We start from the raw sequence: 24,611 nt of genomic DNA on the forward strand, positions 1-24,611 counted from the left end.
AAAATATACTGATAAACATAAAAGATGATGAATGAGAAAACGGGTGATTAAGTTGAATAGAGCGATCGGTGTTATTGATTCAGGAGTGGGCGGTTTAACAGTAGCGAAGGAATTAATTCGTCAGTTGCCGAAAGAGCGTATTATATATTTAGGGGATACAGCACGTTGCCCTTATGGTCCGCGTTCTCGTGAAGAAGTGCGTCAATTTACGTGGGAAATGACGGAGCATTTATTAGATTTAAATATCAAAATGTTAGTTATTGCGTGTAATACAGCAACTGCGGTTGTATTAGAAGAAATGCAGAAACAATTACCAATTCCAGTAGTTGGAGTTATTCATCCAGGATCACGTACAGCTTTAAAAGTGACAAATACGTATCATGTTGGGATTATTGGAACGATTGGAACAGTAAAAAGTGGCGCCTATGAAGAGGCGCTAAAGTCTATTAATAACCGTGTTATGGTAGAAAGTTTAGCGTGCCCACCTTTCGTTGAGCTTGTAGAGAGTGGGAATTTCGAAAGTGAAATGGCGTATGAAGTTGTAAGAGAAACATTGCAACCGTTGAAAAGTACTGACATTGATACGCTTATTCTAGGATGTACACATTATCCGATTTTAGGTCCTGTTATTAAAAAGGTAATGGGGGATCAAGTACAATTAATTAGTTCGGGTGATGAAACAGCGCGTGAGGTAAGCACGATTTTATACCATAGTAAGATGCTAAATGAGGGAGAAGAACAAAGTGATCATCTCTTCTTAACGACTGGTAAAATAGGCCTGTTTAAAGAAATTGCATCAAAGTGGTTCGGTCAGCCGATTGAAAATGTGAAGCATATCAATTTAGAAACAGAATAATAGTAGATTCATATAAGAGAACTCCTGAGAAATCAGGGGTTTTTTCTGTATAAGTAGCCATAGCTTGTTCTAAAACATGAAACAGCTCGTATACATAATAGTACAAACTTAGATTTTAGGGGGGAATGGCATGCCTAAATCCACTTTTAAATGGGTTGTTGGTGCTACTGTGAGTGCGATTTTATTATCAGGGTGTGGCTTGTTAAATCAAGAGAAAGCGACAGAACAAATTGATCCGCCAAAAAAAGTTACGTATACAGAAGGTGAAAAGAAAGAAACTGCTAAAAAAGATAAACAAGGGCAAACAGTAAATAGAGAGTTATACCTCGTTGATAAAAATGGATATGTCGTACCGCAAACTATTGCAATGCCTACTCCGAAAGCGAATGAAGTTGTACAGCAAACGTTAGAGTATCTTGTGAAAGATGGACCAGTTACAAATTTATTGCCAAATGGATTTCGAGCAGTCCTTCCAGCGAATACGACGATGACCTTGAATTTGAAAAAAGGCGGGACAGCAGTAATTGATTTCTCTAAAGAAATGAAAAATTATTCAAAAGAAGAAGAACGTCAAATTGTTGAATCAGTAGCGTGGACTTTGACTCAATTTACAGAAATAAAACAAGTGCAGTTCCAAATAAATGGTGAAAAGTTAGTGAAGATGCCTGTTGCGGGTACACCGCTAGGTGAAGGTGTAAGTCGTGCGAATGGAATTAACTTTGATGATGAACAAGTAGCAGATGTGACGCATACAAAACCGGTTACACTTTACTTTATGGCGCAAAATAATAATAAGCAGCAATATTACGTACCGGTAACAAGGCGCGTTGCAGAAGGAAAAGAAAATGATTACTCGGCAATTGTGGATGAGCTTGTAAAAGGTCCGATTCAAGGGTCGCTACTAAATGATTTTAATCCAGGAGCTAAGCTTATTACGAATCCAAAAGTGGAGAACGGAAATATTACATTAAACTTTAATGAAAATATATTTGTGAACCCAGACAAAAACATGATTTCAAATTATGTGTTGAAATCGTTAGTCTTATCTTTAACGGAAAAACAAGGTGTGAAAAATGTTTCTATTGAAGTGAATGGGAAAGCAAATCTTATGGATGAGAAAGGTGAAAAGTTAATAAAACCTGTTGATCGTCCACAAAACGTGAATACAGGTAGTTTTTAATCGCGAATAATTTGATATACTTATGTAAGAAAGGGGAATTGCTTTTTGAGTTCCCCTTCTTTTATTGTTATACATATCGTACATTTAAATTTGGCTATACTAATGAGAGTATTTATGAGGGGGTTATTTTTATGCGAGTAGATGGTAGAGGAAAAGCAGAGCTACGCCATATACATATTCATACAAATTATTTAAAACATCCAGAGGGATCAGTACTAATTGAAGTTGGGGATACAAAGGTAATTTGTTCAGCGACAATTGAAGAGCGTGTACCGCCGTTTATGCGCGGAGAAGGAAAAGGCTGGGTAACAGCAGAATACTCAATGATTCCACGTGCGACAGAGCAACGTACAATCAGGGAGTCAAGTAAAGGGAAAGTAACAGGGCGTACAATGGAAATCCAGCGTTTAATTGGACGAGCATTACGTGCGGTTGTTGATTTAGAAGCGCTTGGCGAAAGAACGGTTTGGATTGACTGTGATGTAATTCAAGCGGATGGCGGAACGAGAACAGCTTCTATTACAGGTGCTTATGTAGCGATGGTATTAGCTTTTGAAAAATTATTGCAAGCAGAAAAAGTATCTAAAATTCCGGTGAAAGATTATTTAGCGGCAACGTCAGTAGGTGTTGTTGAAGAACAAGGTGTTGTTTTAGATTTAAATTATGCTGAAGATTCTAAAGCAGACGTTGATATGAACGTTATTATGACTGGAAAAGGTCAGTTTGTTGAAGTGCAAGGAACTGGAGAAGAAGCGACGTTTAGCAGAGCTGAATTAAATGAATTACTTGATGCTGCTGAACAAGGGATTTTCCAACTTGTTGAAAAGCAAAAAGAAGCGTTAGGTGACATCGTATCTCATATAGAGTAGAGGTGGAAAATATGAAGCAAGTTGTTGTAGCGACGAAAAATCTTGGGAAAGTACGTGAGTTTGCTGAGTTATTTGAGAGATTTGACTTAGAAGTGAAATCTTTACACGATTTTCCTCATATTGAAGAAGTCGAAGAAACTGGTGAAACATTTGAAGAAAACGCAATTTTGAAAGCGGACAGTCTTAGTAGACAGTTGAATTCCATCGTAATTGCGGATGACTCAGGTCTTATTGTAGATGCCTTAAACGGGAAACCAGGTGTATATTCAGCTCGTTTTGCTGGAGAGCCGAAAGATGACCAAGCGAATATCGATAAAGTGTTGCAAGAGTTAACTGACATCGATTTAGAAAAACGTACAGCTCGTTTTTACTGTGCACTAGCGGTTGCTTTCCCTGAGGCAGATAAAGAGCCGGTTATTGTAAACGGAACGTGTGAAGGGAAAATCTTAGAACAGCGCCGCGGGGAAAATGGTTTTGGATACGATCCGATTTTTTATGTAGAAGAATATAAAAAGGCAATGGCGGAACTAAGCTCAGATGAGAAAAATGCCATTAGCCACCGCGGACGCGCTCTTCGTAAATTAGAAGAGAAAATCCCGGAATGGTTTTTAGAAGAATAAGGGAGAGAGATTGATGAAAGCTTTAATCGTAAGCGATAGTCATAGCTCTGTGAAGGAATTACAGCAGTTAAAAGAGAAATATGAAGGGAAAGTAGATGTCATGATTCATTGTGGTGATTCAGAGCTAACGCCTGCTCACGAAGAGCTACAAGGTTTCCAAGTTGTAAAAGGGAATTGTGATTATGCTAACTTTCAAGATGAAATTGTAACTGATGTAGATGGAATTCGTTTCTTAGTTGTACACGGTCATCGTCATGATGTGAAAATGACGTTACAAACGTTAGCGTATCATGCAGAAGAAGTAGGAGCACAAGTAGCGTGCTTTGGACATTCTCATGTATTAGGGGCAGAATTACTTGATGGGATTTTATTTATTAATCCAGGAAGTATTTTGCTCCCGCGCTCTCGTGTGGAAAAGACATTCGCTTTATTAGAAATGGATGAAAATCATATAGAAGTTCGTTTTGAAACATTAGATGGACAGCTGGTGGAACAAGCAATTTTTAAAAGAGGATAAGAAAAATTATCCTCTTTTAAAAAAGTGTTGACTTTATAAGTAGTTATGAATATAATAAATATTGTCGATAGGGCAACGGCGCTAACGAAGAAAAATAAAATAACATATGCGGGTGTAGTTTAGTGGTAAAACAAGAGCCTTCCAAGCTCTGGTCGAGAGTTCGATTCTCTTCACCCGCTCCATGTCCCAGTAGCTCAGCCGGATAGAGCATACGCCTTCTAAGCGTACGGTCGGGAGTTCGAATCTCTCCTGGGACGCTAAAAAAACCTTGTTATCTTTTGATAACAAGGTTTTTTGTTTGTTTTAAATTAGTTATTAATAAATTTTTCAAAGACAAAACCGTAATCTTTCACGTTATATTGCTTTTTCGTATCAACGAGCCAGTTAAAGGCGATCTCGTTCATCTCTTTAAACTGTTCTGCTAAATTTACTTGTGCATTTGAAATACGGCTGAAAGCGTTAGATGCCATATCTAAACTTTTATGTGCATACTGCAATGTAATGTCGTTGTCGTATGAAATTTCTTCGATTTTAAGAAGAGCCTTATATAAATCTTTTAATTCTTCAATATGTTTTTTATGAACATCAATTGAGTAATGCTCATCTCCCATTTGAAATTTAATTTCTACATCTAAATCAATCGTTCCTGCAGTTTCAAGTGCTACGTTTTTAATTTGATATTTACTATAGCTAAAGCGGCGTAATGTACGTTTTTTGCTTGTGGCACTTGTACCATCTAAGTGAATTAATCCTTTGTTTGTAAAGCAATATTCATCCGATTTTGATTTAATAAGAAAGTAAATTTTCTCCCCATCTTCATGCATTACGTAATCATCAGCATCGACCTTATCGTAATCTTTTGGTGTGATAACGGAACCTACATCGCTTAATCCTAAAACGTCAGCTGCCATTTTTTTGAACATATATAATCCCCCTTGTAAATTAAATTCTTAATTGTACAAAAATACATTAACATGATTTTAAACTTATTTTTGAAATCTTACAACTCTGTAAGGTAAGTGTAAGGAAGTTCGATGGTAACAAATTACTAATCTTATATAATGAAGATAACAACGATAAATGAGGAGGAAGAGATGATGAAAGGATTAATCGTAACGGGTTTAACAGTAGCTTTTGGGTTTGTGGCGTATGAAAAGTTAACATATGTAATTGATGTTGTAAAACATTTAGTAGCGTAGAAAAAACTGCCATGAGAGGGAAAGGGAATGAGTGAATGAATGGAATGGTTATTTGGAATTATAGGTACTTGTAGTGTAGTTTTATTGTTCTTTGTCCCAAGTGGTATACTTAGTTCGACAACGAGTTTGTTCTTTTTAAGTTTGTTTGCTTGTACGATGCTTATTATTATGTTTTTAATGAAGCGAAGTAAACCAATCTTCTATTTTAGCATGATTGTTATGGCAATTATTGTTCTCCAAATTATTACCCTTGTTATATACCCCACAATTATAAAAGCTTTCCATTAATGATGAACCCTCTGCCGTCTGTTGCTGAGGGTTTTTGTTTGTGAAAAATGAATTTCATTTAGAAGTTTGTTGCTTTTTTGTTATGAAAATAGAATATTCCTATATTTCAAATAAATAATTTTGGAATGTTGTGTTCTCATTACGCATTTGATATATTTACTTTGAAGATCATTAAAATCTAGAAAAAGAGGCGGACGTATGGATAAAAAAGAAAATACGGTCGTATTGTTTCCGCAACTATCAGAACGCTATATTGATAAAGGTTTTTTAGCGTTGAAAGAGCGGGAATTCGAAGATGCATTGCGCTGCTTTGAAATATTACGTCAGTATAATGCAGAAACGGAACAAACAGAATTAGCTTCCGTTATTTGTTTGCTAGAATTAAAACGTATGGAAGAAGCGAAAGAAAAATGTGAGCAGTTGCTTGAAACAGGAGCTGTATTATTTGGTGATATTCTTGAAACGTATGTAACTATTTTAGTTCAAACAAATGATTATGAAGGTGTCATTGAAACTGTTGAGGAAGTTTTGCAAACGAAAGATATAATTCCTGAGCAAAAGGAAAAATTGGCGCAGCTTGCTTTGTTTGCGCAAGGGATGCTGAATGAAGAAGATACACCGCTAGTGGATTCGAATTTTGAATTAGAAGAATTTACCGATGGGCTTTTTGGAGAAAACGTTGGTCAAAAGCTAAGAGTGATCCAGAAACTTTCGTTAAAAGACCTGGATCTCGCACTTCCTACTTTAAAGAAATTTTTAATAGACGAAGATCAGCACCCTTATTTAAAAACTTCTATTTTGTATAAAATGGTAGAAAATCAAATAGAAGAAGAGATAGAAGTAGAGAAGTTTGGAAATACGATAAAGGTGATTCCAGCATTTACAGGTCATAATGAGGAGCAATCCGATAAAATTATACATAAATTCTCAAACCGATTAGAGCAAAATTATCCAGATATATTTAGTACGATGGTTACATACTGGAAAGAATTACAAATTAGCATTTTTCCGTTCCCTCTATTAATGGATAAAGTAGAAATTTGGGCTGCTGTCTTAGAGAGAATTGGAAGAAAGCGTTTCGGATTGGCTATTGATGAAGAAGAACTTATGACAGCGTACAATATTGAGTTTGAGGAATTTCATATTGCCTATCAATGGTTACTGCGCATTGAAAGAGAAGGGTATTTGCCCGTATAATTATGAAAAAGAATCGTTCAGTTATTGAAACGAGCACATTCTATGTTATAATGTAAGGGTTGCAAAAGGCAGAAATCTGCCTGTTTGTAAGAGAAGAGGAGTATAATTCTCTTACTTAATATGTTTCATATTAGTCTCGAACAAAATATACCGTAGTTGTCTTTTAGACAATTAGTAGATTGGAACATTGTATCTGAAAGCTTTTTGCTAGAGGGTTATTTGTACATTTGTTATTTCAAGAAAGAGATAATAAAAATTTTGATCTATAGAGGTATGTGCATACATTATTATAGTTGGAGGGAAAGAATAAATGTCTACAAAATGGGAAAAATTAGAAGGTAACGTTGGCGTTTTAACAATCGAAGTTGATGCTAAAGAAGTAAATAACTCTATCGACGCTGCATTCAAAAAAGTAGTAAAAACAATTAATGTACCAGGTTTCCGTAAAGGGAAAATGCCTCGTCCATTATTCGAACAACGCTTTGGTATTGAATCTTTATACCAAGATGCTTTAGATATCATCTTACCAAAAGCATACGGTGAAGCAATCGATGAAGCTGGTATCTTCCCAGTTGCTCATCCTGAGATTGACATCGAGAAATTCGAAAAAGGCCAAAACTTAATTTTCACTGCAAAAGTTACTGTAAAACCTGAAGTTAAATTAGGTGATTACAAAGGTTTAGCAGTAGAAAAAGTTGAAACAACTGTAACTGACGAGGATGTAGAGAACGAAGTAAAAGCTTTACAAGAGCGTCAAGCTGAACTAGTTGTTAAAGAAGACGGAACTGCTGCAGATGGTGATACAGCTGTAATCGACTTCGAAGGTTTCGTTGATGGCGAAGCATTTGAAGGCGGAAAAGGCGAAAACTATTCTCTTGCAATCGGTTCTGGTACTTTCATCCCAGGTTTCGAAGAGCAAGTAATTGGTCTTAAATCTGGTGATTCTAAAGAAGTTGAAGTATCATTCCCAGAAGAGTACCATGCTGCTGAATTAGCTGGTAAACCAGCAACATTCAAAGTAACAATTCACGAAATCAAAACAAAAGAACTTCCTGAGTTAAACGACGAGTTCGCTAAAGATGCTGACGAAGAAGTTGCAACTCTTGATGAATTAAAAACAAAACTTCGTACAAACTTAGAAGAAGGCAAAAAGCACGAAGCTGAGCACAAAGTACGTGACGAAGTAGTAGAATTAGCTGCTGCTAACGCTGAAATCGACATTCCAGAAGCTATGATCGACACTGAGTTAGATCGTATGGTTCGTGAATTCGAGCAACGTTTAAGCCAACAAGGTATGAACCTTGAGCTTTACTACCAATTCACAGGTACTGACGCTGACAAATTAAAAGAGCAAATGAAAGAGGATGCACAAAAACGTGTAAGAATCAATCTTGTTCTTGAAGCTATCATTGAAGCTGAAAACATCGAAGTTACTGAAGAAGAAGTAACTGCAGAAGTTGAAAAAATGGCTGAAATGTACGGTATGCCAGTAGACGCTATCAAGCAAGCTCTTGGAAGCGTAGACGCTTTATCTGAAGATCTTAAAGTGCGTAAAGCTGTAGACTTCTTAGTAGACAACGCTGCATAATAAAATAACAAGGCGCGATTTTAATCGTGCCTTGTTTTATAAATATAGAAATATATTTATAAAACTTTTCGATGAAGAAGGAAAAGTGCCTTTGTAAGTCGAATATACATATTTCAAAAGTTTTAAAATTTTTTTATTTGTACATAACTAGTCATATTATTTGTATTTCTCGCTACGTAGTGACATAATATGTATTTACATACGATACATTTATCGTGTACATACGAAGGCAAGAGGTTAGCACTTTGTAAGGGGTGTGAAAATATGTTTAAATTTAATGATGAAAAAGGTCAATTAAAATGTTCTTTCTGTGGTAAAACACAAACGCAAGTTCGAAAGTTAGTTGCAGGTCCAGGTGTTTACATTTGTGACGAGTGTATCGAGCTTTGTACTGAAATTGTACAAGAGGAGCTTGCGAAGGACGAAGAAGTAGAATTCAAAGATGTACCGAAACCGGTAGAAATTCGTGAAATCTTAGATGAGTATGTCATCGGACAAGATAACGCGAAAAAAGCACTAGCGGTAGCGGTATATAACCATTACAAACGCATTAATTCTAACAGCAAAATTGATGATGTAGAATTAGCGAAGAGTAATATTTCACTTATTGGGCCAACTGGTAGTGGTAAAACATTATTGGCACAAACATTAGCGCGTATTTTAAATGTTCCATTTGCAATCGCGGACGCAACATCTTTAACAGAAGCTGGATACGTTGGGGAAGATGTAGAAAACATCTTACTAAAACTAATTCAAGCGGCTGATTACGATGTAGAAAAAGCGGAAAAAGGAATTATTTATATTGATGAGATTGATAAAGTGGCACGTAAGTCCGAAAATCCATCAATTACACGTGATGTATCTGGTGAAGGTGTACAGCAGGCACTTCTGAAAATTTTAGAAGGTACTGTAGCGAGCGTTCCACCTCAAGGTGGTCGTAAGCACCCGCATCAAGAGTTTATTCAAATTGATACAACGAACATCCTATTCATTTGTGGTGGAGCGTTTGATGGCATCGAGCCTATTATTAAACGTCGCCTTGGTGAGAAAGTAATTGGATTTGGTGCTGAGAAGAAAAATGCTGATGTAAATGAGAAGCATGTTTTATCTCACGTTTTACCAGAGGATCTTTTAAGATTCGGTTTAATTCCGGAGTTTATCGGTCGTCTTCCAGTTATTGCGAACCTAGAGCCGCTTGATGAAGATGCTCTTGTAGATATTTTAACTAAACCGAAAAATGCACTTGTTAAGCAATTCCAAAAATTATTGGAGCTTGACGATGTTGAGTTAGAGTTTGAAGAAGGTGCACTAGTTGAGATTGCGAAAAAAGCAATTGAACGTAAAACAGGTGCTCGTGGACTTCGTTCTATTATTGAAGGCTTGATGCTTGATGTAATGTTCGAACTTCCATCTCGCAAAGATATCGAGAAGTGTATTCTTACGAAAGAAACAGTAGCTGATAATGAACCGCCGAAATTGGTGTTACAAGACGGTACTGTACTTGATACAAAAACATCTGCATAATGCGAAGAAGAAACAGCAATTTTTATAATTGCTGTTTTTCTTTATGTTTAGCACTATTCCTCCCAGGAAATACTAAAAGGTAAAACATAGCGGGAGGAAATGAATTATGAGCTGGACAAATATATTTTTACTTGTTCAACTTGTTTTTGGCGTAATTGTCGGATTGTATTTTTGGCATTTACTTCGAAATCAGCGAACACAAAAAGTTTCAATTGATCGAGAATCGAAAAAAGAATTAGAGCAGCTTCGTAAAATGCGTGAGGTTTCTTTAACAGAGCCGCTTGCGGAAAAGGTACGTCCTACATCCTTTATAGACATTGTAGGGCAAGAAGACGGGATTAAGTCGTTAAAAGCGGCTCTTTGTGGTCCTAATCCGCAACATGTGATCATATACGGTCCGCCAGGTGTCGGAAAGACAGCGGCAGCACGCCTTGTATTAGAAGAAGCGAAACGAAATCCGAAATCTCCATTTCGTACAAATGCAACATTTATCGAACTTGATGCGACGACAGCTAGGTTTGATGAGCGTGGTATTGCGGATCCATTAATTGGTTCAGTGCATGATCCGATTTATCAAGGAGCAGGTGCAATGGGACAAGCGGGTATCCCGCAACCGAAAAAAGGGGCTGTAACAGATGCGCATGGTGGTATTTTGTTCATTGATGAGATTGGTGAATTACATCCAATTCAAATGAATAAAATGCTAAAAGTGTTAGAAGATCGGAAAGTGTTTTTGGAAAGTGCGTATTATAGTGAAGAAAATTCGATGATTCCAACGTATATACATGATATTTTTCAAAAAGGTTTACCTGCAGATTTTCGCTTAGTTGGTGCAACGACACGTTCACCAGAGGAAATTCCTCCTGCAATTAGGTCGCGTTGTTTAGAAGTGTTCTTCCGTGAGTTAGATACAGAAGAAATTCAAAAAGTAGCGAAAAATGCAGCTGACAAAGTGGAGATGCAAGTAGGTGAGAACGGTATCGAAATGATTGGAATGTATGCAAGAAATGGGCGAGAAGCAATTAATCTCGTGCAAATTTCTGCTGGTATGGCGATAAATGAAGAACGACCTTTCATTAAAGATGAAGATATTGAATGGGTTGTTCATTCTAGTCAGCTTACACCAAAGTACGAAAAACGTATTTATCCAATTCCGAGAATCGGTCTTGTGAACGGGCTTGCTGTATATGGGCCGAATACAGGTGCGTTATTAGAAATTGAGGTAACAGCTATTCCTGCGAAAGATAAAGGATCAGTAAATGTCACTGGAATTGTAGAAGAGGAAAGTATTGGAAATCAAACGAAATCAATCCGCCGTAAAAGTATGGCGAAAGGTTCTGTTGATAATGTGTTAACAGTACTTCGTTCTCTAGATGTGTTGCCAGAAGGGTATGATATACATATTAATTTTCCTGGTGGTATCCCGATTGATGGTCCTTCAGCAGGTATTGCTATGGCAACAGGTGTCTATTCAGCAGTGCATCGTACGTATGTGAATAATGAAGTAGCGATGACAGGTGAGATAAGTATCCACGGAGAAGTGAAGCCTATTGGTGGTGTGTACGCAAAAATAAAAGCTGCGAAAAAAGCGGGAGCTAAGAAAGTCATCATTCCGGCTGAAAACATGCAACCATTTTTGTATACAATAAAGGGAATTGAGATCATTCCTGTTCGCAAATTAAAAGAAGTATTTGAATTAACATTTATGCAGGAAAATATGCATCGTGAGCTTGATGCACATAATGATTTGGACGAAACAGATGCACAATCAATGTGAGAATATACAATAATAAAAATTTGCCAGACTTCGTTTAAGTTTGTATGCTTAAGCGGAGTCTTTTTTCTTTTCGTGAGGCACAAAAAAACAGGGGATTAACAATTGCGAAGAATCTCTGCAATTGCATCTAGATGTATTGTAATATAAAATAGTTGAACAGGAGTTTAATTTATTATGGAGGTGCTATGTCTAGTATGAATACGAATGAAAGAATTGTGCCCCTCCTACCATTAAGAGGCATTCTCGTATATCCAACGATGGTTCTGCATCTTGATGTAGGACGTGATAAATCGATACAAGCACTAGAGCAGGCGGCAATGGATGAAAATATCATCTTTTTAGCAATGCAAAAAGAAATGAATATCGACGATCCGAAAGAAGATGACATATATAGTGTAGGTACAGTGGCGAAAGTGAAGCAAATGTTAAAATTGCCGAACGGTACGCTTCGTGTCCTTGTAGAAGGTTTACATAGAGCAGAAGTAGTAGAGTTTATCGAAGAAGAAAATATAGTGCAAGTTTCTATTAAAACGGTAACGGAAGAAGTAGAAGATGATTTAGAAGAGAAGGCTCTTATGCGTACGTTACTGGAGCATTTCGAACAATATATTAAAGTTTCGAAAAAAGTTTCAAATGAAACATTTGCAACGGTAGCTGATGTAGAAGAACCGGGAAGACTAGCTGATTTAATTGCTTCTCACTTACCGATTAAAACGAAGCAGAAACAAGAGATTTTAGAGATTGTATCTGTGAAAGAACGACTACATACACTTATTTCAATTATTCAAGATGAACAAGAGTTACTTAGCCTAGAAAAGAAAATTGGACAAAAAGTGAAACGTTCAATGGAGCGCACGCAAAAAGAATATTTCTTACGTGAGCAAATGAAGGCAATTCAAACTGAACTTGGTGATAAAGAAGGCAAGGGCGGGGAAGTTGAAGAACTTCGTGAGAAAATTGAACAGTCGGGAATGCCTGAAGAAACAATGAAGGCTGCACTGAAAGAATTAGATCGTTATGAAAAATTACCTGTAAGTTCTGCTGAGAGTGGTGTCATTCATAATTATATTGATTGGTTATTAGCTCTCCCATGGACAACAGCAACAGAGGATATGATTGACCTCACTCATTCGGAAGAAATTTTAAATAAAGATCATTACGGTCTTGAAAAAGTGAAAGAGCGAGTACTTGAATATTTAGCTGTACAGAAGTTAACGAATTCATTAAAAGGGCCAATTCTTTGTCTAGTAGGACCTCCTGGGGTTGGGAAAACTTCGTTAGCTCGTTCTATCGCAACATCGTTAAACCGTAATTTTGTACGTGTTTCTCTTGGTGGTGTGCGTGATGAATCTGAAATTCGTGGTCACCGTCGTACATATGTAGGAGCGATGCCAGGACGTATTATTCAAGGTATGAAGAAGGCGAAAACAGTTAATCCAGTCTTCTTATTAGATGAGATTGATAAAATGTCTAACGATTTCAGGGGAGACCCATCAGCGGCGTTACTTGAAGTGTTAGATCCAGAACAAAACCATAACTTCAGTGATCATTACATTGAAGAGCCATATGATTTATCGAAAGTTATGTTCGTTGCAACTGCTAATACACTTGCAAGTGTTCCGGGCCCATTGCTTGACCGTATGGAAATCATTTCAATTGCTGGTTATACAGAACTTGAAAAGGTGCACATTGCTCGTGAGCATTTATTGCCGAAACAATTAAAAGAGCACGGTTTGCGAAAAGGTAATTTGCAAGTACGTGATGAAGCGCTTCTTGAAATTATTCGTTATTATACACGCGAGGCTGGTGTTCGTACGTTAGAGCGTCAAATTGCAAAAGTTTGCCGTAAAGCAGCAAAAATTATCGTTACAGCAGAACGCAAGCGCATTGTTGTAACAGAGAAAAATATTGTTGATTTACTTGGTAAGCATATATTCCGTTATGGTCAAGCTGAAAAAACAGACCAAGTTGGTATGGCAACAGGTTTAGCTTACACAGCAGCGGGCGGCGATACACTTGCAATTGAAGTGTCTGTAGCGCCAGGAAAAGGGAAATTAATTTTAACAGGGAAACTTGGGGATGTTATGAAAGAATCCGCACAAGCCGCGTTTAGCTATATTCGTTCTCGTGCAGAAGAACTTCATATTGATCCGGATTTCCATGAGAAAAACGATATTCATATTCATGTTCCAGAAGGAGCAGTTCCAAAAGATGGACCATCAGCAGGTATTACGATGGCAACGGCACTTATTTCTGCACTAACAGGTATTCCTGTAAGTAAAGAAGTTGGTATGACAGGTGAAATTACACTTCGTGGTCGTGTATTACCGATTGGTGGTTTGAAAGAAAAAACATTAAGTGCTCACCGCGCGGGATTAACAAAAATTATTTTACCGGCGGAAAATGAGAAAGATTTAGATGATATTCCAGAGAGCGTAAAAGAAAACCTTACGTTTGTGCTTGCATCTCATTTAGACGAAGTATTGGAGCACGCATTAGTAGGAGTGAAACAATGAAAGTAACAAAAGCAGATATTGTAATTAGTGCCGTTAAACCGGAACAATATCCAGACAGTGATTTACCAGAAATTGCCTTAGCAGGTCGTTCTAATGTCGGGAAGTCTTCCTTTATTAATAAAATTTTAAATCGTAAAAAGTTAGTACGTATTTCTTCTAAACCAGGAAAAACGCAAACGCTGAACTTTTTCTTAATCAATGAAATGATGCATTTTGTTGACGTTCCAGGTTATGGATATGCGAAAGTATCTAAAACAGAGCGCGCGGCATGGGGCAGAATGATTGAAACTTACTTTACAACACGTACGCAATTAGACGCAGCTGTATTAGTAGTTGATTTACGTCACCAACCAACAAAAGATGACATTATGATGTATGATTTCTTAAAGCATTATGAAATCCCAACAATTATTATTGCAACGAAAGCCGATAAAATTCCGAAAGGGAAATGGCAAAAGCATTTAAAAGTTGTAAAAGAAACGCTTGCTGTTGAAATTGGCGATGAAATCGTTCTATTCTCTTCTGAAACAGGACTTGGAAAAGAAGAAGCATGGAAAGCAATTCATAAAATGACAAAAACAAAAAACGCGTGACGAATGTCGCGCGTTTTTTTTTATTTACTAAACTTTTAGCGTACGTTTAATGTAACTTCAATATTTCCTCTTGTTGCTTTAGAGTAAGGACATACACCGTGAGCGGCTTCTACAAGTTCTTGTGCTTCGGCATGAGAAACACCAGCAACATGTACGTCAAGTACAGCAGATAGTCCGAAACCACCATCTGTATCTTTACCGATAGAAACGTGTGCAGTCACTTCTGTACTTTCCACCTTCATACGTTTTGTACGAATTACAAGTTGTAATGCACTATCAAAGCAAGCTGCATAACCAGCTGCAAATAATTGTTCTGGATTTGTTGCTTCTCCGCCTGCGCCACCTAGTGCTTTTGGCATTTTTACATCAAGATTTAATATGCCATCATCTGAAACTACCTTACCGTTTCTTCCACCTGTTGCTGTTACTGAAGCAGTATATAATTTATCCATGTTTATTCCCCTTTTCTGTCATTAATTTTTTTCATTGTTTCAATTAACGTGTTTAATTGGATTAATAAAGAATGATATTCTTGCTCTGTAATGCCTAAATTTGTAGCCATCGTTGTTGGTAATGAACAAGCTATTTCTTTTAAATCTTTACCTTGTTTTGTTAATTCAATACAAACTTTTCGCTCGTCTTCTTTTGAACGAACACGTTGTACAAGTTTTAATGATTCCATACGTTTTAACATAGGTGTTAAAGTACCAGAATCTAAAAATAGACGTTCTCCAATTTCTTTTACTGTTAGTCCGTCTTGTTCCCAGAGTACGAGTAAAGTAATGTACTGGGGATACGTAATGCCCATTTCTTCTAAATAGGGGCGGTAAAAACGGGTAACCTCTCTAGAACAAGCGTAAATAGAAAAACAAAGTTGGTTATCTAGATGCAAAGGATTTTCTTTCATAGGCAACTCCTTGTATTTTTAAATTGTGCGCAATTTAATTTTGTGAAACCAATATAACGAAAAAGAAATACAATGTCAAATGCATTGCATCGAGAAAGTGAGTACTATATTTTGGAACAATCATACATATTTTCCTTCATGATGAAAGAAGATAGAAAAGATGATGTTATAATTAATATGGAATAGTTTCCATCACTTGATTATGAGGACTTTTTTTGGTAACGTACAAATAGAGTTGTTATTTTATAATTATTATAAAGTAGAAAGTTCTTTATTAATCTTACTGAAGCTCCTTTATTACATATGGAGAATAAATAAAAAATAATCAGTTGTTCACACGATTGTCAGATTCATAAGAGGAAAGTTGTATTATGATAGTAGATAAAGTGATAAAACGGGTGAAGGGGGACATGCTGCGTGCATATTCTTGTTGTTAGTGTAAATTATCGAACAGCCCCTGTAGAATTTCGTGAGAAACTCACATTTCAGGCAGCAGAGCTAGAGCAAGCAATGACTACATTACAAAACCAAAAGAGCGTGCTAGAAAATGTCATTGTATCAACTTGTAATCGCACTGAGATTTACGCTGTTGTCGATCAATTACACACGGGACGGTATTACATTAAGAAGTTTTTAGCTGATTGGTTTCAGCTTGAAATAGAAGAAATCGCACCATACTTGTCTATTTTTGAACAAGATGGCGCAATAGATCATTTATTCCGCGTAACGTGCGGTTTGGATTCTATGGTTGTTGGAGAGACGCAAATTTTAGGTCAAATAAAAGATAGCTTTTTAGAAGCACAACAAGTAAAAGCGACAGGTACAATTTTTAATGAGTTGTTTAAGCAAGTGGTTACGTTAGCAAAACGTGCGCACTCAGAAACAACGATTGGTGAAAGTGCGATGTCTGTTAGTTATGCTGCTGTTGAGCTCGGAAAGAAAATATTTGGCGATTTAACAGATTGTCATGTACTTATTCTTGGTGCGGGTAAGATGGGTGAACTTGCACTGCAAAACTTATACGGAAGTGGAGCTCGTAAAGTAACGGTTATGAATAGGACGCTTACGAAAGCGGAAGTGATGGCTGAGAAATATATGGGACATGCAAAGCCTTTAAGTGAATTGCAATGTGCATTATTAGAAGCGGATATTTTAATTAGTTCAACGGGTGCATCAGAATATGTCATTACGAAAGAAATGATGACAAAAGTAGAGAGAATGCGCTCTGGTCGTCCGTTATTTATGGTTGATATTGCAGTACCACGTGATATTGATCCAGCGATTGATGAATTAGAAGGCTCTTTCTTATATGATATCGACGATCTGCAAGGTGTAGTTGAAGCAAACCGTGCTGAACGTTTAAAAGAAGCAGAGAAAATTCAATTTATGATTGAAGAAGAAATGGTTTTATTTAAAACGTGGTTAAGTACGCTAGGTGTTGTACCGTTAATATCAGCTCTTCGTGATAAAGCGCTAGCAATTCAAAGTGATACGATGGAAAGTCTTGAGCGAAAAATACCAAACCTTAGTGATCGTGAGAAAAAAGTAATTAGTAAACATACGAAAAGTATTATTAACCAATTGTTAAAAGACCCAATTTTAGTAGCTAAAGAATTAGCTGTTGAAGAGGGAGCTGGCGAAAAATTAGCTTTATTTGCGAAGATTTTTGATTTAGAAGTGGAAGAAGCGGGAAATACGGAAGAAGTAGAACATAAAAGAGCGTGGACACCATCCGTTCCATCTTTATAACTTGGAAGGATGATCGGATGAGTTTTTTAAATAACAGTATTATTTATCATATTGCAATTATTTTATATGCTTGTAGCATTAGTTTATATTTTATAGATTATTTCCAAAGTAACCGAAAGGCGAACCGCTTTGCTTTTTGGTTACTTTCGATTGTATGGGTTCTGCAGTCTATCTTTATGTTGCTTAGGGCTACAGATTCAGAAACGAATCCTATTTTAACTTTATTATCAGGGATTTATTTTTATGTTTGGTTATTGATTACGATGTCATTAGTCATTAATCGATTTATGCGTATTGACTTTTTAGTCTTTTTTACAAATGTTGTAGCATTTGGCGTAAGCGCTTTTTCTATTTTTACACCGCTCGGGAAGATGTCGCCAGTACTTGCAGAGCAATTAGTTTCAGAACTTGTATACGTGCATGTCGGTATGGCGATTATTTCTTATGCAACGTTTACTGTATCGTTTATTTTTTCTATTATGTATTTATTGCAATACCGACTATTAAAAAAGAAAAAGTGGAATGCGAGATTAAGAAGATTAGGAAATTTGCCGAAGCTTGAATCTATGTCTTACGGATTAAATTTATTTTCTGTTCCGTTTTTCTTATTAGCAATTATATTAGGATGCATATGGGGATATACAAAATTGGATAATTTCCATTGGTATGATACGAAAGTAATTGGGTCTTTTGTCGTTCTATTTGTATATTGCGTGGGCTTATATTTACGAGCAGCAGATGTGTTGCAAGGTAAGAAAATTGTGCAGTGGAATATCGGGGCATTTCTCGTAATGCTAGTTAACATTTTTCTATTAAGCAGTTTATCTAATTTCCACTTTTGGTATTTATAATGAGGAGAGAGAATTATGCGCAAAATTATTGTAGGTTCACGAAAGAGTAAACTAGCATTAACACAAACTAATTGGTTTATTGATCAATTAAAAGCGCTTGGGTTACCATATGAATTTGAAGTGAAAGAAATCGTCACAAAAGGTGATGTTATTTTAGATGTTACTCTTTCAAAAGTAGGCGGAAAAGGTTTATTTGTAAAGGAAATTGAACATGCGTTACTTACGAAAGAAATTGATATGGCTGTACATAGTATGAAAGATATGCCAGCTGTACTTCCAGATGGATTAACGATTGGTTGTACGCCAAAGCGCGTTGACCCTCGTGATGCTTTTATTTCTAAAAACGGAGAATCGTTTAAAGACTTAGCAGAAGGCGCGATCTTAGGAACGAGTAGTTTGAGACGTAGTGCACAACTACTAGCTGCGAGACCAGATTTACAAGTGAAATGGATTCGCGGGAATATCGATACACGCTTACGTAAGTTAAAAGATGAAGATTACGATGCAATTATTTTAGCGACAGCTGGATTACAGAGAATGGGCTGGGACGGAGAAGTTATTACAGAACATTTAGATGAAACGTTATGTGTACCAGCCGTAGGACAAGGTGCATTAGCGATTGAATGTCGTGAGGATGATACGGATTTACTTCAGTTGTTAGCGCATATTAATGATGCAGTAACAGAAAGAACAGTGGCTGCTGAACGAGTATTTCTTCATAAACTTGAAGGTGGATGCCAAGTTCCAATCGCTGGATATGCAACTCTTAAAGAAAATGATGCAATCGAATTAACAGCGCTTGTCGGTTCTATGGACGGTTCTGTTTTATTGAAAGAGATAGTAGTAGGTAATGATCCGAAGCAAGTTGGATTAGAGGCTGCGGACCGTTTAATTAAACAAGGAGCAAAAGAGCTCATCCTTGCTGCAAATAAGGAGCAACAATAAATATGAACGCTCTCGCTGGCAAAACAGTATTGATTACACGTGCCCAGCACCAAGCGAAACAAATGAGTGTAGCAGTGAAAGAAAGGAGCGGAATTCCATTGGAAATTCCGCTTTTGCGTATGGAAGGTACGTCTCATAGGCAAATTCAACACATAGCAGGGCAGCTACATTCGTATGACTGGGTTATTTTCACGAGTAAAAATGGTGTAGCTTTTTTTCTAGATGGTTTAGAAACAAAAATACCATTAACTATTAAAATCGCTGCGGTAGGCGTGAAAACAAAATTAGAGTTAGAAAAAAGGGGCTATCAAGTTCATTTTGTTCCGACCTCGTTTGTTGCAGAAACATTTGCCGAAGAGTTTCTAAAAGAGTTAAGTGGAAACGAGCGTATTTTATTTCCGAAAGGGAATTTAGCAAGAGATGTAATCCCGGTTAAACTTAGGGAGTTTGGTGTTTTTCTAGATGAGTTAATTGTATATGGTACGAAGGTGAATGTAGAGAAAAAACAAGAACTTATAACAGCATTGAAATTAGGGGAAGTAAATATTATTACATTTACGAGCCCTTCAACTGTTGATAGTTTTGTTCGTTTACTTGAGGGTACAAACTGGAGAGAATGGACGAAAAAATGTACAATTGCTTGTATAGGGCCTATTACGGAAAAAGAGGCGAACCTCTATTTTTCACATGTTATTGTGCCAAAAGAGTACACTGTAGAAGCATTACTGCAATGCATTTGTGAATCTATAAAATAAAAGAATGGGGATAGAAATCTATGAATTCTTTACAATTTAATCGTCATCGTCGTTTAAGACAAAGCGGGGGCATGCGTGCGCTTGTACGTGAAACATTTTTACATACAGAAGATTTTATTTACCCTATTTTTGTATTAGAAGGAGAAAATACTCGTAATGAAGTTCCTTCTATGCCAGGCGTATATCAAATGTCTTTAGATTTATTGCAAGCTGAAATGCAAGAGGTCGTTGATTTAGGTATTCGTTCTGTTATTGTATTTGGTTTACCTGCTGAAAAGGACGAAGTTGGATCATCGGCATATTGTGAGCATGGAATTGTACAGCGTGCAATTAAGCAAATTAAAGATGAGTTCCCAGAGCTAGTAGTAGTTGCAGATACATGTTTATGTCAATTTACAAGCCATGGTCATTGCGGTGTTATTGAAGATGGCGTTATTTTAAATGATGAGTCTCTTGCAGCTCTTGCAAAAACAGCTGTAAGTCAAGCGAAAGCAGGGGCAGACATTATTGCACCATCTAACATGATGGACGGATTCGTAACAGCAATTCGCCATGCATTAGATGAAAATGGTTTCGCGCACGTACCAGTTATGTCGTACGCTGTGAAATATTCATCAGCATTTTACGGACCGTTCCGTGATGCAGCACATGGTGCACCGCAGTTTGGTGACCGTAAAACATATCAAATGGACCCAGCGAACCGTATGGAAGCATTCCGTGAAGCAGAATCAGATGTAATGGAAGGGGCCGACTTCTTAATTGTAAAGCCAGCTCTTTCTTATCTAGATATCGTTCGTGATGTGAAAAATAACTTTAACTTACCAGTCGTTGCTTATAACGTAAGTGGTGAATATTCGATGATTAAAGCAGCAGCACAAAATGGTTGGATTAATGAAAAAGAAGTTGTACTTGAGAAATTAATTAGCATGAAACGCGCAGGAGCAGACTTAATTATTACGTATCATGCAAAAGATGCAGCAAGATGGTTACAAGAAGGAGGCGCTAAATAATGAAAAAATTTGATAAATCGATTGCGGCGTTTGAAGAGGCTCAAAATTTAATGCCTGGAGGCGTAAACAGCCCTGTCCGTGCTTTTAAGTCTGTTGGTATGAATCCGCTGTTTATGGAGCGCGGAAAAGGCTCTAAAGTATATGATATCGATGGGAATGAATACATCGATTACGTATTATCGTGGGGACCTTTAATTCATGGTCATGCGAATGATCGTGTTGTTGAGGCTTTAAAAGCTGTTGCTGAAAAAGGAACAAGCTTTGGTGCACCAACAGAAATTGAAAATAAATTAGCGCAGCTTGTTATCGAGCGTGTACCATCAATTGAGATTGTGCGTATGGTTAACTCTGGAACAGAGGCGACAATGAGCGCGCTACGTTTAGCTCGTGGTTACACTGGACGTAACAAAATTTTGAAATTCATTGGTTGTTATCACGGTCATGGTGATTCTTTATTGATTAAAGCAGGTTCGGGTGTAGCAACGCTAGGTTTACCAGATAGCCCTGGTGTACCAGAAGGTGTAGCGAAAAATACGATTACAGTAGCGTATAACGATTTAGAAAGTGTAAAATATGCTTTCGAACAATTCGGTGATGACATCGCTTGTATAATTGTAGAACCAGTGGCAGGGAATATGGGTGTTGTTCCCCCTCAACCAGGGTTTTTAGAAGGACTTCGTGAAGTGACAGAGCAAAACGGTGCACTACTTATTTTTGATGAAGTAATGACAGGATTCCGTGTTGCTTATAATTGTGGACAAGGTTACTACGGTGTAACTCCTGACTTAACTTGTTTAGGTAAAGTAATCGGTGGTGGCTTGCCGGTAGGAGCATACGGTGGGAAGGCAGAGATTATGCGTCAAGTTGCACCAAGCGGACCGATTTACCAAGCTGGAACATTATCGGGTAATCCACTTGCAATGACAGCAGGTTATGAAACGTTAGTGCAGTTAACGCCAGAATCATATGTGGAATTTGAGCGTAAAGCAGAAATGTTAGAGGCTGGACTACGTAAGGCAGCTGAAAAGCATAATATCCCGCATCACATTAATCGTGCAGGTTCTATGATTGGTATTTTCTTTACAGATGAGCAAGTTATTAATTATGATGCAGCAAAATCTTCAAACTTAGAATTCTTTGCAGCTTACTATCGTGAAATGGTAGAACAAGGTGTATTTTTACCACCTTCTCAATTTGAAGGTTTATTCTTATCGACAGCACATAGTGATGCAGATATTGAGGCGACAATTGCGGCGGCCGAAATTGCAATGTCAAAATTAAAAGCATAATTTCTTAGAGAAAATCGCTTTCCATTAGGGGAGCGATTTTTTTTATTCATAAAGTAGCCTTAGGGAACATAAATCTGTAATGACATATAGTTTGGGAGGGGGAAAAGAAGTGGCAACAGATCATTCATTACGATTTTCATTAAAAGAATCTGTTTGGTTCCAGAAGGGACAGGAAGTCGAAGAACTTTTGTCAATTTCGTTAGATCCAGACGTTGAGATAGAGGAGCTCGATCATGAAGTTATCGTGAGGGGGCAATTAGATTTAACGGGAGAGTATGTTGCAAGGCAAGATGATTCAGCTTATTCATTAAGAGAGCTATCACCAGCAAAGGCAATTGATTATGTAGAAACAAGGGCAGACGGGGTTAATGAGCTTGTCCATTCCTTTCCGCTCGAAATATCAATTCCAAGAAATCGAGTGAAAGTAATTGAAGAATTATATGTATCAATCGAGGAATTTGATTATGAATTAAAGGAAAATGGTTGCTTACAACTATTAGCGGATATATCTATTACAGGTTTATGTGACGAAGAAAGAACCGAGGATGAAGAGGAAGAGACTGTGTATGCCGAGTTGGAAGCTGATTCAGCTGAAGAAGATGAAAGTAGACCTGCGCCGCACGAAGAGGTACCAGCCTATAAAGAATCAGATGGATGGGAAGATTATGCATTTGAGCCGTTTCAGTTAGAAGAAAGAAAAGAGCAAGAAATAGAAGAAGAGGAATTAGAAGAACATGAACTTGTGGAGCGTGAAGAGGAGCAAGAAAAGACGCCACAATTTGAATTGTTCGGGCGGAAAAATTTCAAGAAAGAAAAAGCGAAAAAGCAGGAAGAGCCAGAGGAAGAAGCATATTCACAGCGAGATGAAAATGCACTTTATTTAACGAAATTATTTACGAAAGAACCAGAAGAAGAATTTACGAAGTTAAGAATGTACTTCGTACAAGAAGGAGATACAATTGAATCGGTTGCAGAACGTTATGAAACGACTGTACAAAGCTTATATCGTGTAAATCAATCAGAAGATATATATTTAACTACAGGGCAAATTATATATATTCCTGTTTCAAAAGCAACAGTGAAATAAGTGAGTGAGTTTTTTCACTCACCTCTTTTCTTTTCCTAGAAGCTATGTTTTGAATAAGAAAGGGTTATTCGTATGGATATTGAATTACGAAATCGCTATGAACCCATTGTGAGGCAATATAGATTGGACACTCAGCATATGGAAGAGCACGGAAGTGTAATGAAAATTTATACGAATCAAGGTCCGTATGCGTTAAAGAAAATACAAGATAGAAAATTAGAGCGGAATAATTTTTTACACCATATTCAATATTTGAAGGAGAAAGGTTTTTCGAATTATGTACCTATCTATCACACGACGGACGGGAATTATGTTTTAAGTGATGGGGCGTATAGCTATTATTTAATGCCTTGGTTAGAACGTGCGGAAGGAAATGGCGAAGATAATGATCAATACCATAAGATGTTTCAAACGCTCGGGACGTTGCATCAAAAAACGGTGAAAGAGGAGACTTATACAGAAGAAGATTTAGAAAAACATTATACAAATATATCCGACCGTTGGGAAAATGATGGTGAGATATTAGAAGAGTTTCTTGTAGAATCAGAAGCGAAGTGGTATATGTCTCCATTTGAATTACAATATTGTACGTATTATCACCACGCTATGAGAGCACGTGAGTTCGCAACGAAACAATTAAGTGAATGGCATGATGCAATGAAAGAAAAGGAAAAAACACGTACTACTTTCGTTCATGGAAATGTATCGCTTAATCACTTTTTATTTGATTATGAACGAAACGGTTATTTTATTAGTTTAGAAAAGTCTCAGTTTGCTACACCGGTACAGGATATCGTCAGCTTTTATTCAAGGTCTTTGAACACATATCCAATTGCGCGGAGCGACCGCTTTGAATGGTATCAAATGTATCAAAAAAATTTTCCATTTACGAAAGAGGAGCAGCTTCTTATGTTTGCGTATATGACGTACCCGTCGCATTTTATTCGGCAAATTCAGTCGTATACGAAAAGAAGAAAGAGTCGTAATGAAGAAAATGAGCTTCGCGGGGTAAAAATTCTGCAGCAATCGCATTGGCTCATTAGTAATACAGAATATTTCCTTTCGCAATTACAAGCTGCCCAGCAAGGGAACGGATAAAGAAGATAAGTAGGGAGAACCCTGCTTATCTTTTTTTATTAGTTCCATAAAGAGATAAAAGCCGTAGTTTCAAATTTATCTTGACGAATAAGGTTTCGTTTTTTACACTATTGTATATAATAATTAACAATCACATAAATGCATTGAAGGGGAAGAGTATAACATGAAACGTCTTCAGAGAGGGGAACCATTGGCT

Annotated in this window: 23 protein-coding genes, 2 tRNA genes and 1 other annotated feature (1 of these 26 cut by a window edge); of the genes, 22 read left to right on the forward strand and 3 right to left on the reverse strand. The window is 37.1% G+C overall.

Translation table 11 applies throughout. The annotated features are described in order from the left end of the window. Positions 1-43: 43 nt before the first annotated feature. From racE to BG05_RS09555, 7 genes are all read left to right on the forward strand, one after another. Positions 44-856, forward strand: a complete 813-nt coding sequence (racE, locus tag BG05_RS09525) for a glutamate racemase (RefSeq protein WP_002015338.1) — start codon at positions 44-46, stop codon at positions 854-856. Positions 857-986: 130 nt separating this feature from the next. Beyond that, on the forward strand, positions 987-2,036 hold the full coding sequence (locus BG05_RS09530) for a GerMN domain-containing protein (RefSeq protein WP_002129281.1): 1,050 nt from the start codon (positions 987-989) through the stop codon (positions 2,034-2,036). Positions 2,037-2,167: 131 nt separating this feature from the next. Beyond that, complete coding sequence (gene rph, locus BG05_RS09535) at positions 2,168-2,905, forward strand: ribonuclease PH (RefSeq protein ID WP_002015340.1); 738 nt, start codon at positions 2,168-2,170, stop codon at positions 2,903-2,905. An 11-nt stretch (positions 2,906-2,916) separates the two neighbouring features. Then, entirely contained in the window at positions 2,917-3,525 is a 609-nt protein-coding gene (locus BG05_RS09540) for an XTP/dITP diphosphatase (protein ID WP_002143277.1), read from the forward strand. A gap of 13 nt (positions 3,526-3,538) precedes the next feature. Continuing rightward, positions 3,539-4,042: a metallophosphoesterase gene (locus tag BG05_RS09545; protein ID WP_002129278.1), complete on the forward strand. Its 504-nt coding sequence runs from the start codon at positions 3,539-3,541 to the stop codon at positions 4,040-4,042. A 108-nt stretch (positions 4,043-4,150) separates the two neighbouring features. Continuing rightward, positions 4,151-4,224: transfer RNA gene (locus BG05_RS09550), tRNA-Gly, on the forward strand. 1 nt (position 4,225) lies between these two features. After that, positions 4,226-4,299 (forward strand) — tRNA-Arg (locus BG05_RS09555). 51 nt (positions 4,300-4,350) lie between these two features. On the opposite strand, the gene BG05_RS09560 is transcribed toward BG05_RS09555, so the two are convergent. Next, positions 4,351-4,965: a PH domain-containing protein gene (locus tag BG05_RS09560; protein WP_000473869.1), complete on the reverse strand. Its 615-nt coding sequence runs from the start codon at positions 4,963-4,965 to the stop codon at positions 4,351-4,353. Positions 4,966-5,280: 315 nt separating this feature from the next. Here BG05_RS09560 and BG05_RS29415 point away from each other — a divergent pair, with 315 nt between their 5' ends. The 7 genes from BG05_RS29415 (at position 5,281) to yihA (ending at position 14,724) form a co-directional block, all read left to right on the forward strand. After that, entirely contained in the window at positions 5,281-5,529 is a 249-nt protein-coding gene (locus BG05_RS29415; protein ID WP_001983650.1) for a hypothetical protein, read from the forward strand. Between the two features lie 198 nt (positions 5,530-5,727). Further along, complete coding sequence (locus BG05_RS09565; RefSeq protein WP_003191620.1) at positions 5,728-6,726, forward strand: hypothetical protein; 999 nt, start codon at positions 5,728-5,730, stop codon at positions 6,724-6,726. Between the two features lie 310 nt (positions 6,727-7,036). Then, on the forward strand, positions 7,037-8,314 hold the full coding sequence (tig, locus tag BG05_RS09570; protein ID WP_002015345.1) for a trigger factor: 1,278 nt from the start codon (positions 7,037-7,039) through the stop codon (positions 8,312-8,314). 264 nt (positions 8,315-8,578) lie between these two features. Continuing rightward, positions 8,579-9,838 carry an ATP-dependent protease ATP-binding subunit ClpX gene (gene clpX / locus BG05_RS09575; RefSeq protein WP_000472285.1) on the forward strand — a complete coding sequence of 420 codons (1,260 nt, stop codon included), beginning with the start codon at positions 8,579-8,581 and terminating at the stop codon, positions 9,836-9,838. Between the two features lie 106 nt (positions 9,839-9,944). Next, positions 9,945-11,615, forward strand: coding sequence for an ATP-dependent protease LonB (lonB, locus tag BG05_RS09580; protein ID WP_002034202.1), 1,671 nt, complete (start codon positions 9,945-9,947; stop codon positions 11,613-11,615). Between the two features lie 185 nt (positions 11,616-11,800). Further along, positions 11,801-14,131 carry an endopeptidase La gene (gene lon / locus BG05_RS09585; RefSeq protein WP_002034201.1) on the forward strand — a complete coding sequence of 777 codons (2,331 nt, stop codon included), beginning with the start codon at positions 11,801-11,803 and terminating at the stop codon, positions 14,129-14,131. Next, positions 14,128-14,724, forward strand: a complete 597-nt coding sequence (gene yihA / locus BG05_RS09590) for a ribosome biogenesis GTP-binding protein YihA/YsxC (protein ID WP_002088829.1) — start codon at positions 14,128-14,130, stop codon at positions 14,722-14,724. The genes lon and yihA overlap by 4 nt, the downstream gene beginning before the upstream one ends. Positions 14,725-14,759: 35 nt before the next feature. Here yihA and BG05_RS09595 read toward each other — a convergent pair whose 3' ends face one another. Together BG05_RS09595 and BG05_RS09600 are read right to left on the reverse strand one after the other, a co-directional pair. Continuing rightward, positions 14,760-15,176 (reverse strand): organic hydroperoxide resistance protein, encoded by a 417-nt coding sequence (locus BG05_RS09595; RefSeq protein ID WP_002015349.1) that lies wholly within the window; start codon positions 15,174-15,176, stop codon positions 14,760-14,762. A 2-nt stretch (positions 15,177-15,178) separates the two neighbouring features. Further along, entirely contained in the window at positions 15,179-15,631 is a 453-nt protein-coding gene (locus BG05_RS09600) for a MarR family winged helix-turn-helix transcriptional regulator (protein WP_002034199.1), read from the reverse strand. A 417-nt stretch (positions 15,632-16,048) separates the two neighbouring features. Between BG05_RS09600 and hemA the strand changes: the two genes are divergently transcribed. The 8 genes from hemA to ysxE all read left to right on the forward strand — a co-directional run bounded on the left by hemA (position 16,049) and on the right by ysxE (position 24,415). Continuing rightward, entirely contained in the window at positions 16,049-17,380 is a 1,332-nt protein-coding gene (hemA, locus tag BG05_RS09605; RefSeq protein WP_002129273.1) for a glutamyl-tRNA reductase, read from the forward strand. Between the two features lie 17 nt (positions 17,381-17,397). Then, positions 17,398-18,231: a cytochrome c biogenesis protein gene (locus BG05_RS09610; protein WP_002015354.1), complete on the forward strand. Its 834-nt coding sequence runs from the start codon at positions 17,398-17,400 to the stop codon at positions 18,229-18,231. Positions 18,232-18,246: 15 nt separating this feature from the next. Continuing rightward, complete coding sequence (gene hemC / locus BG05_RS09615; protein ID WP_002034194.1) at positions 18,247-19,176, forward strand: hydroxymethylbilane synthase; 930 nt, start codon at positions 18,247-18,249, stop codon at positions 19,174-19,176. A gap of 2 nt (positions 19,177-19,178) precedes the next feature. Then, positions 19,179-19,931, forward strand: a complete 753-nt coding sequence (hemD, locus tag BG05_RS09620) for a uroporphyrinogen-III synthase (protein WP_002129270.1) — start codon at positions 19,179-19,181, stop codon at positions 19,929-19,931. A gap of 20 nt (positions 19,932-19,951) precedes the next feature. Then, positions 19,952-20,941 carry a porphobilinogen synthase gene (gene hemB / locus BG05_RS09625; protein WP_002015358.1) on the forward strand — a complete coding sequence of 330 codons (990 nt, stop codon included), beginning with the start codon at positions 19,952-19,954 and terminating at the stop codon, positions 20,939-20,941. After that, a complete protein-coding gene (gene hemL, locus BG05_RS09630; protein ID WP_002034163.1) occupies positions 20,941-22,230 on the forward strand; it encodes a glutamate-1-semialdehyde 2,1-aminomutase in 1,290 nt (429 codons plus the stop codon). Before hemB ends, hemL begins: the two co-directional genes overlap by 1 nt. Before the next feature lie 79 nt (positions 22,231-22,309). Beyond that, positions 22,310-23,317, forward strand: a complete 1,008-nt coding sequence (gene spoVID / locus BG05_RS09635) for a stage VI sporulation protein D (RefSeq protein WP_002015360.1) — start codon at positions 22,310-22,312, stop codon at positions 23,315-23,317. 72 nt (positions 23,318-23,389) lie between these two features. Next, positions 23,390-24,415: a spore coat protein YsxE gene (gene ysxE, locus BG05_RS09640; protein WP_002129265.1), complete on the forward strand. Its 1,026-nt coding sequence runs from the start codon at positions 23,390-23,392 to the stop codon at positions 24,413-24,415. Positions 24,416-24,549: 134 nt separating this feature from the next. Beyond that, positions 24,550-24,611: a binding site (T-box leader), on the forward strand (it continues 170 nt past the right edge of the window).

This window comes from Bacillus mycoides (assembly GCF_000832605.1).
Taxonomy (GTDB): Bacteria; Bacillota; Bacilli; order Bacillales; family Bacillaceae_G; genus Bacillus_A; species Bacillus_A mycoides.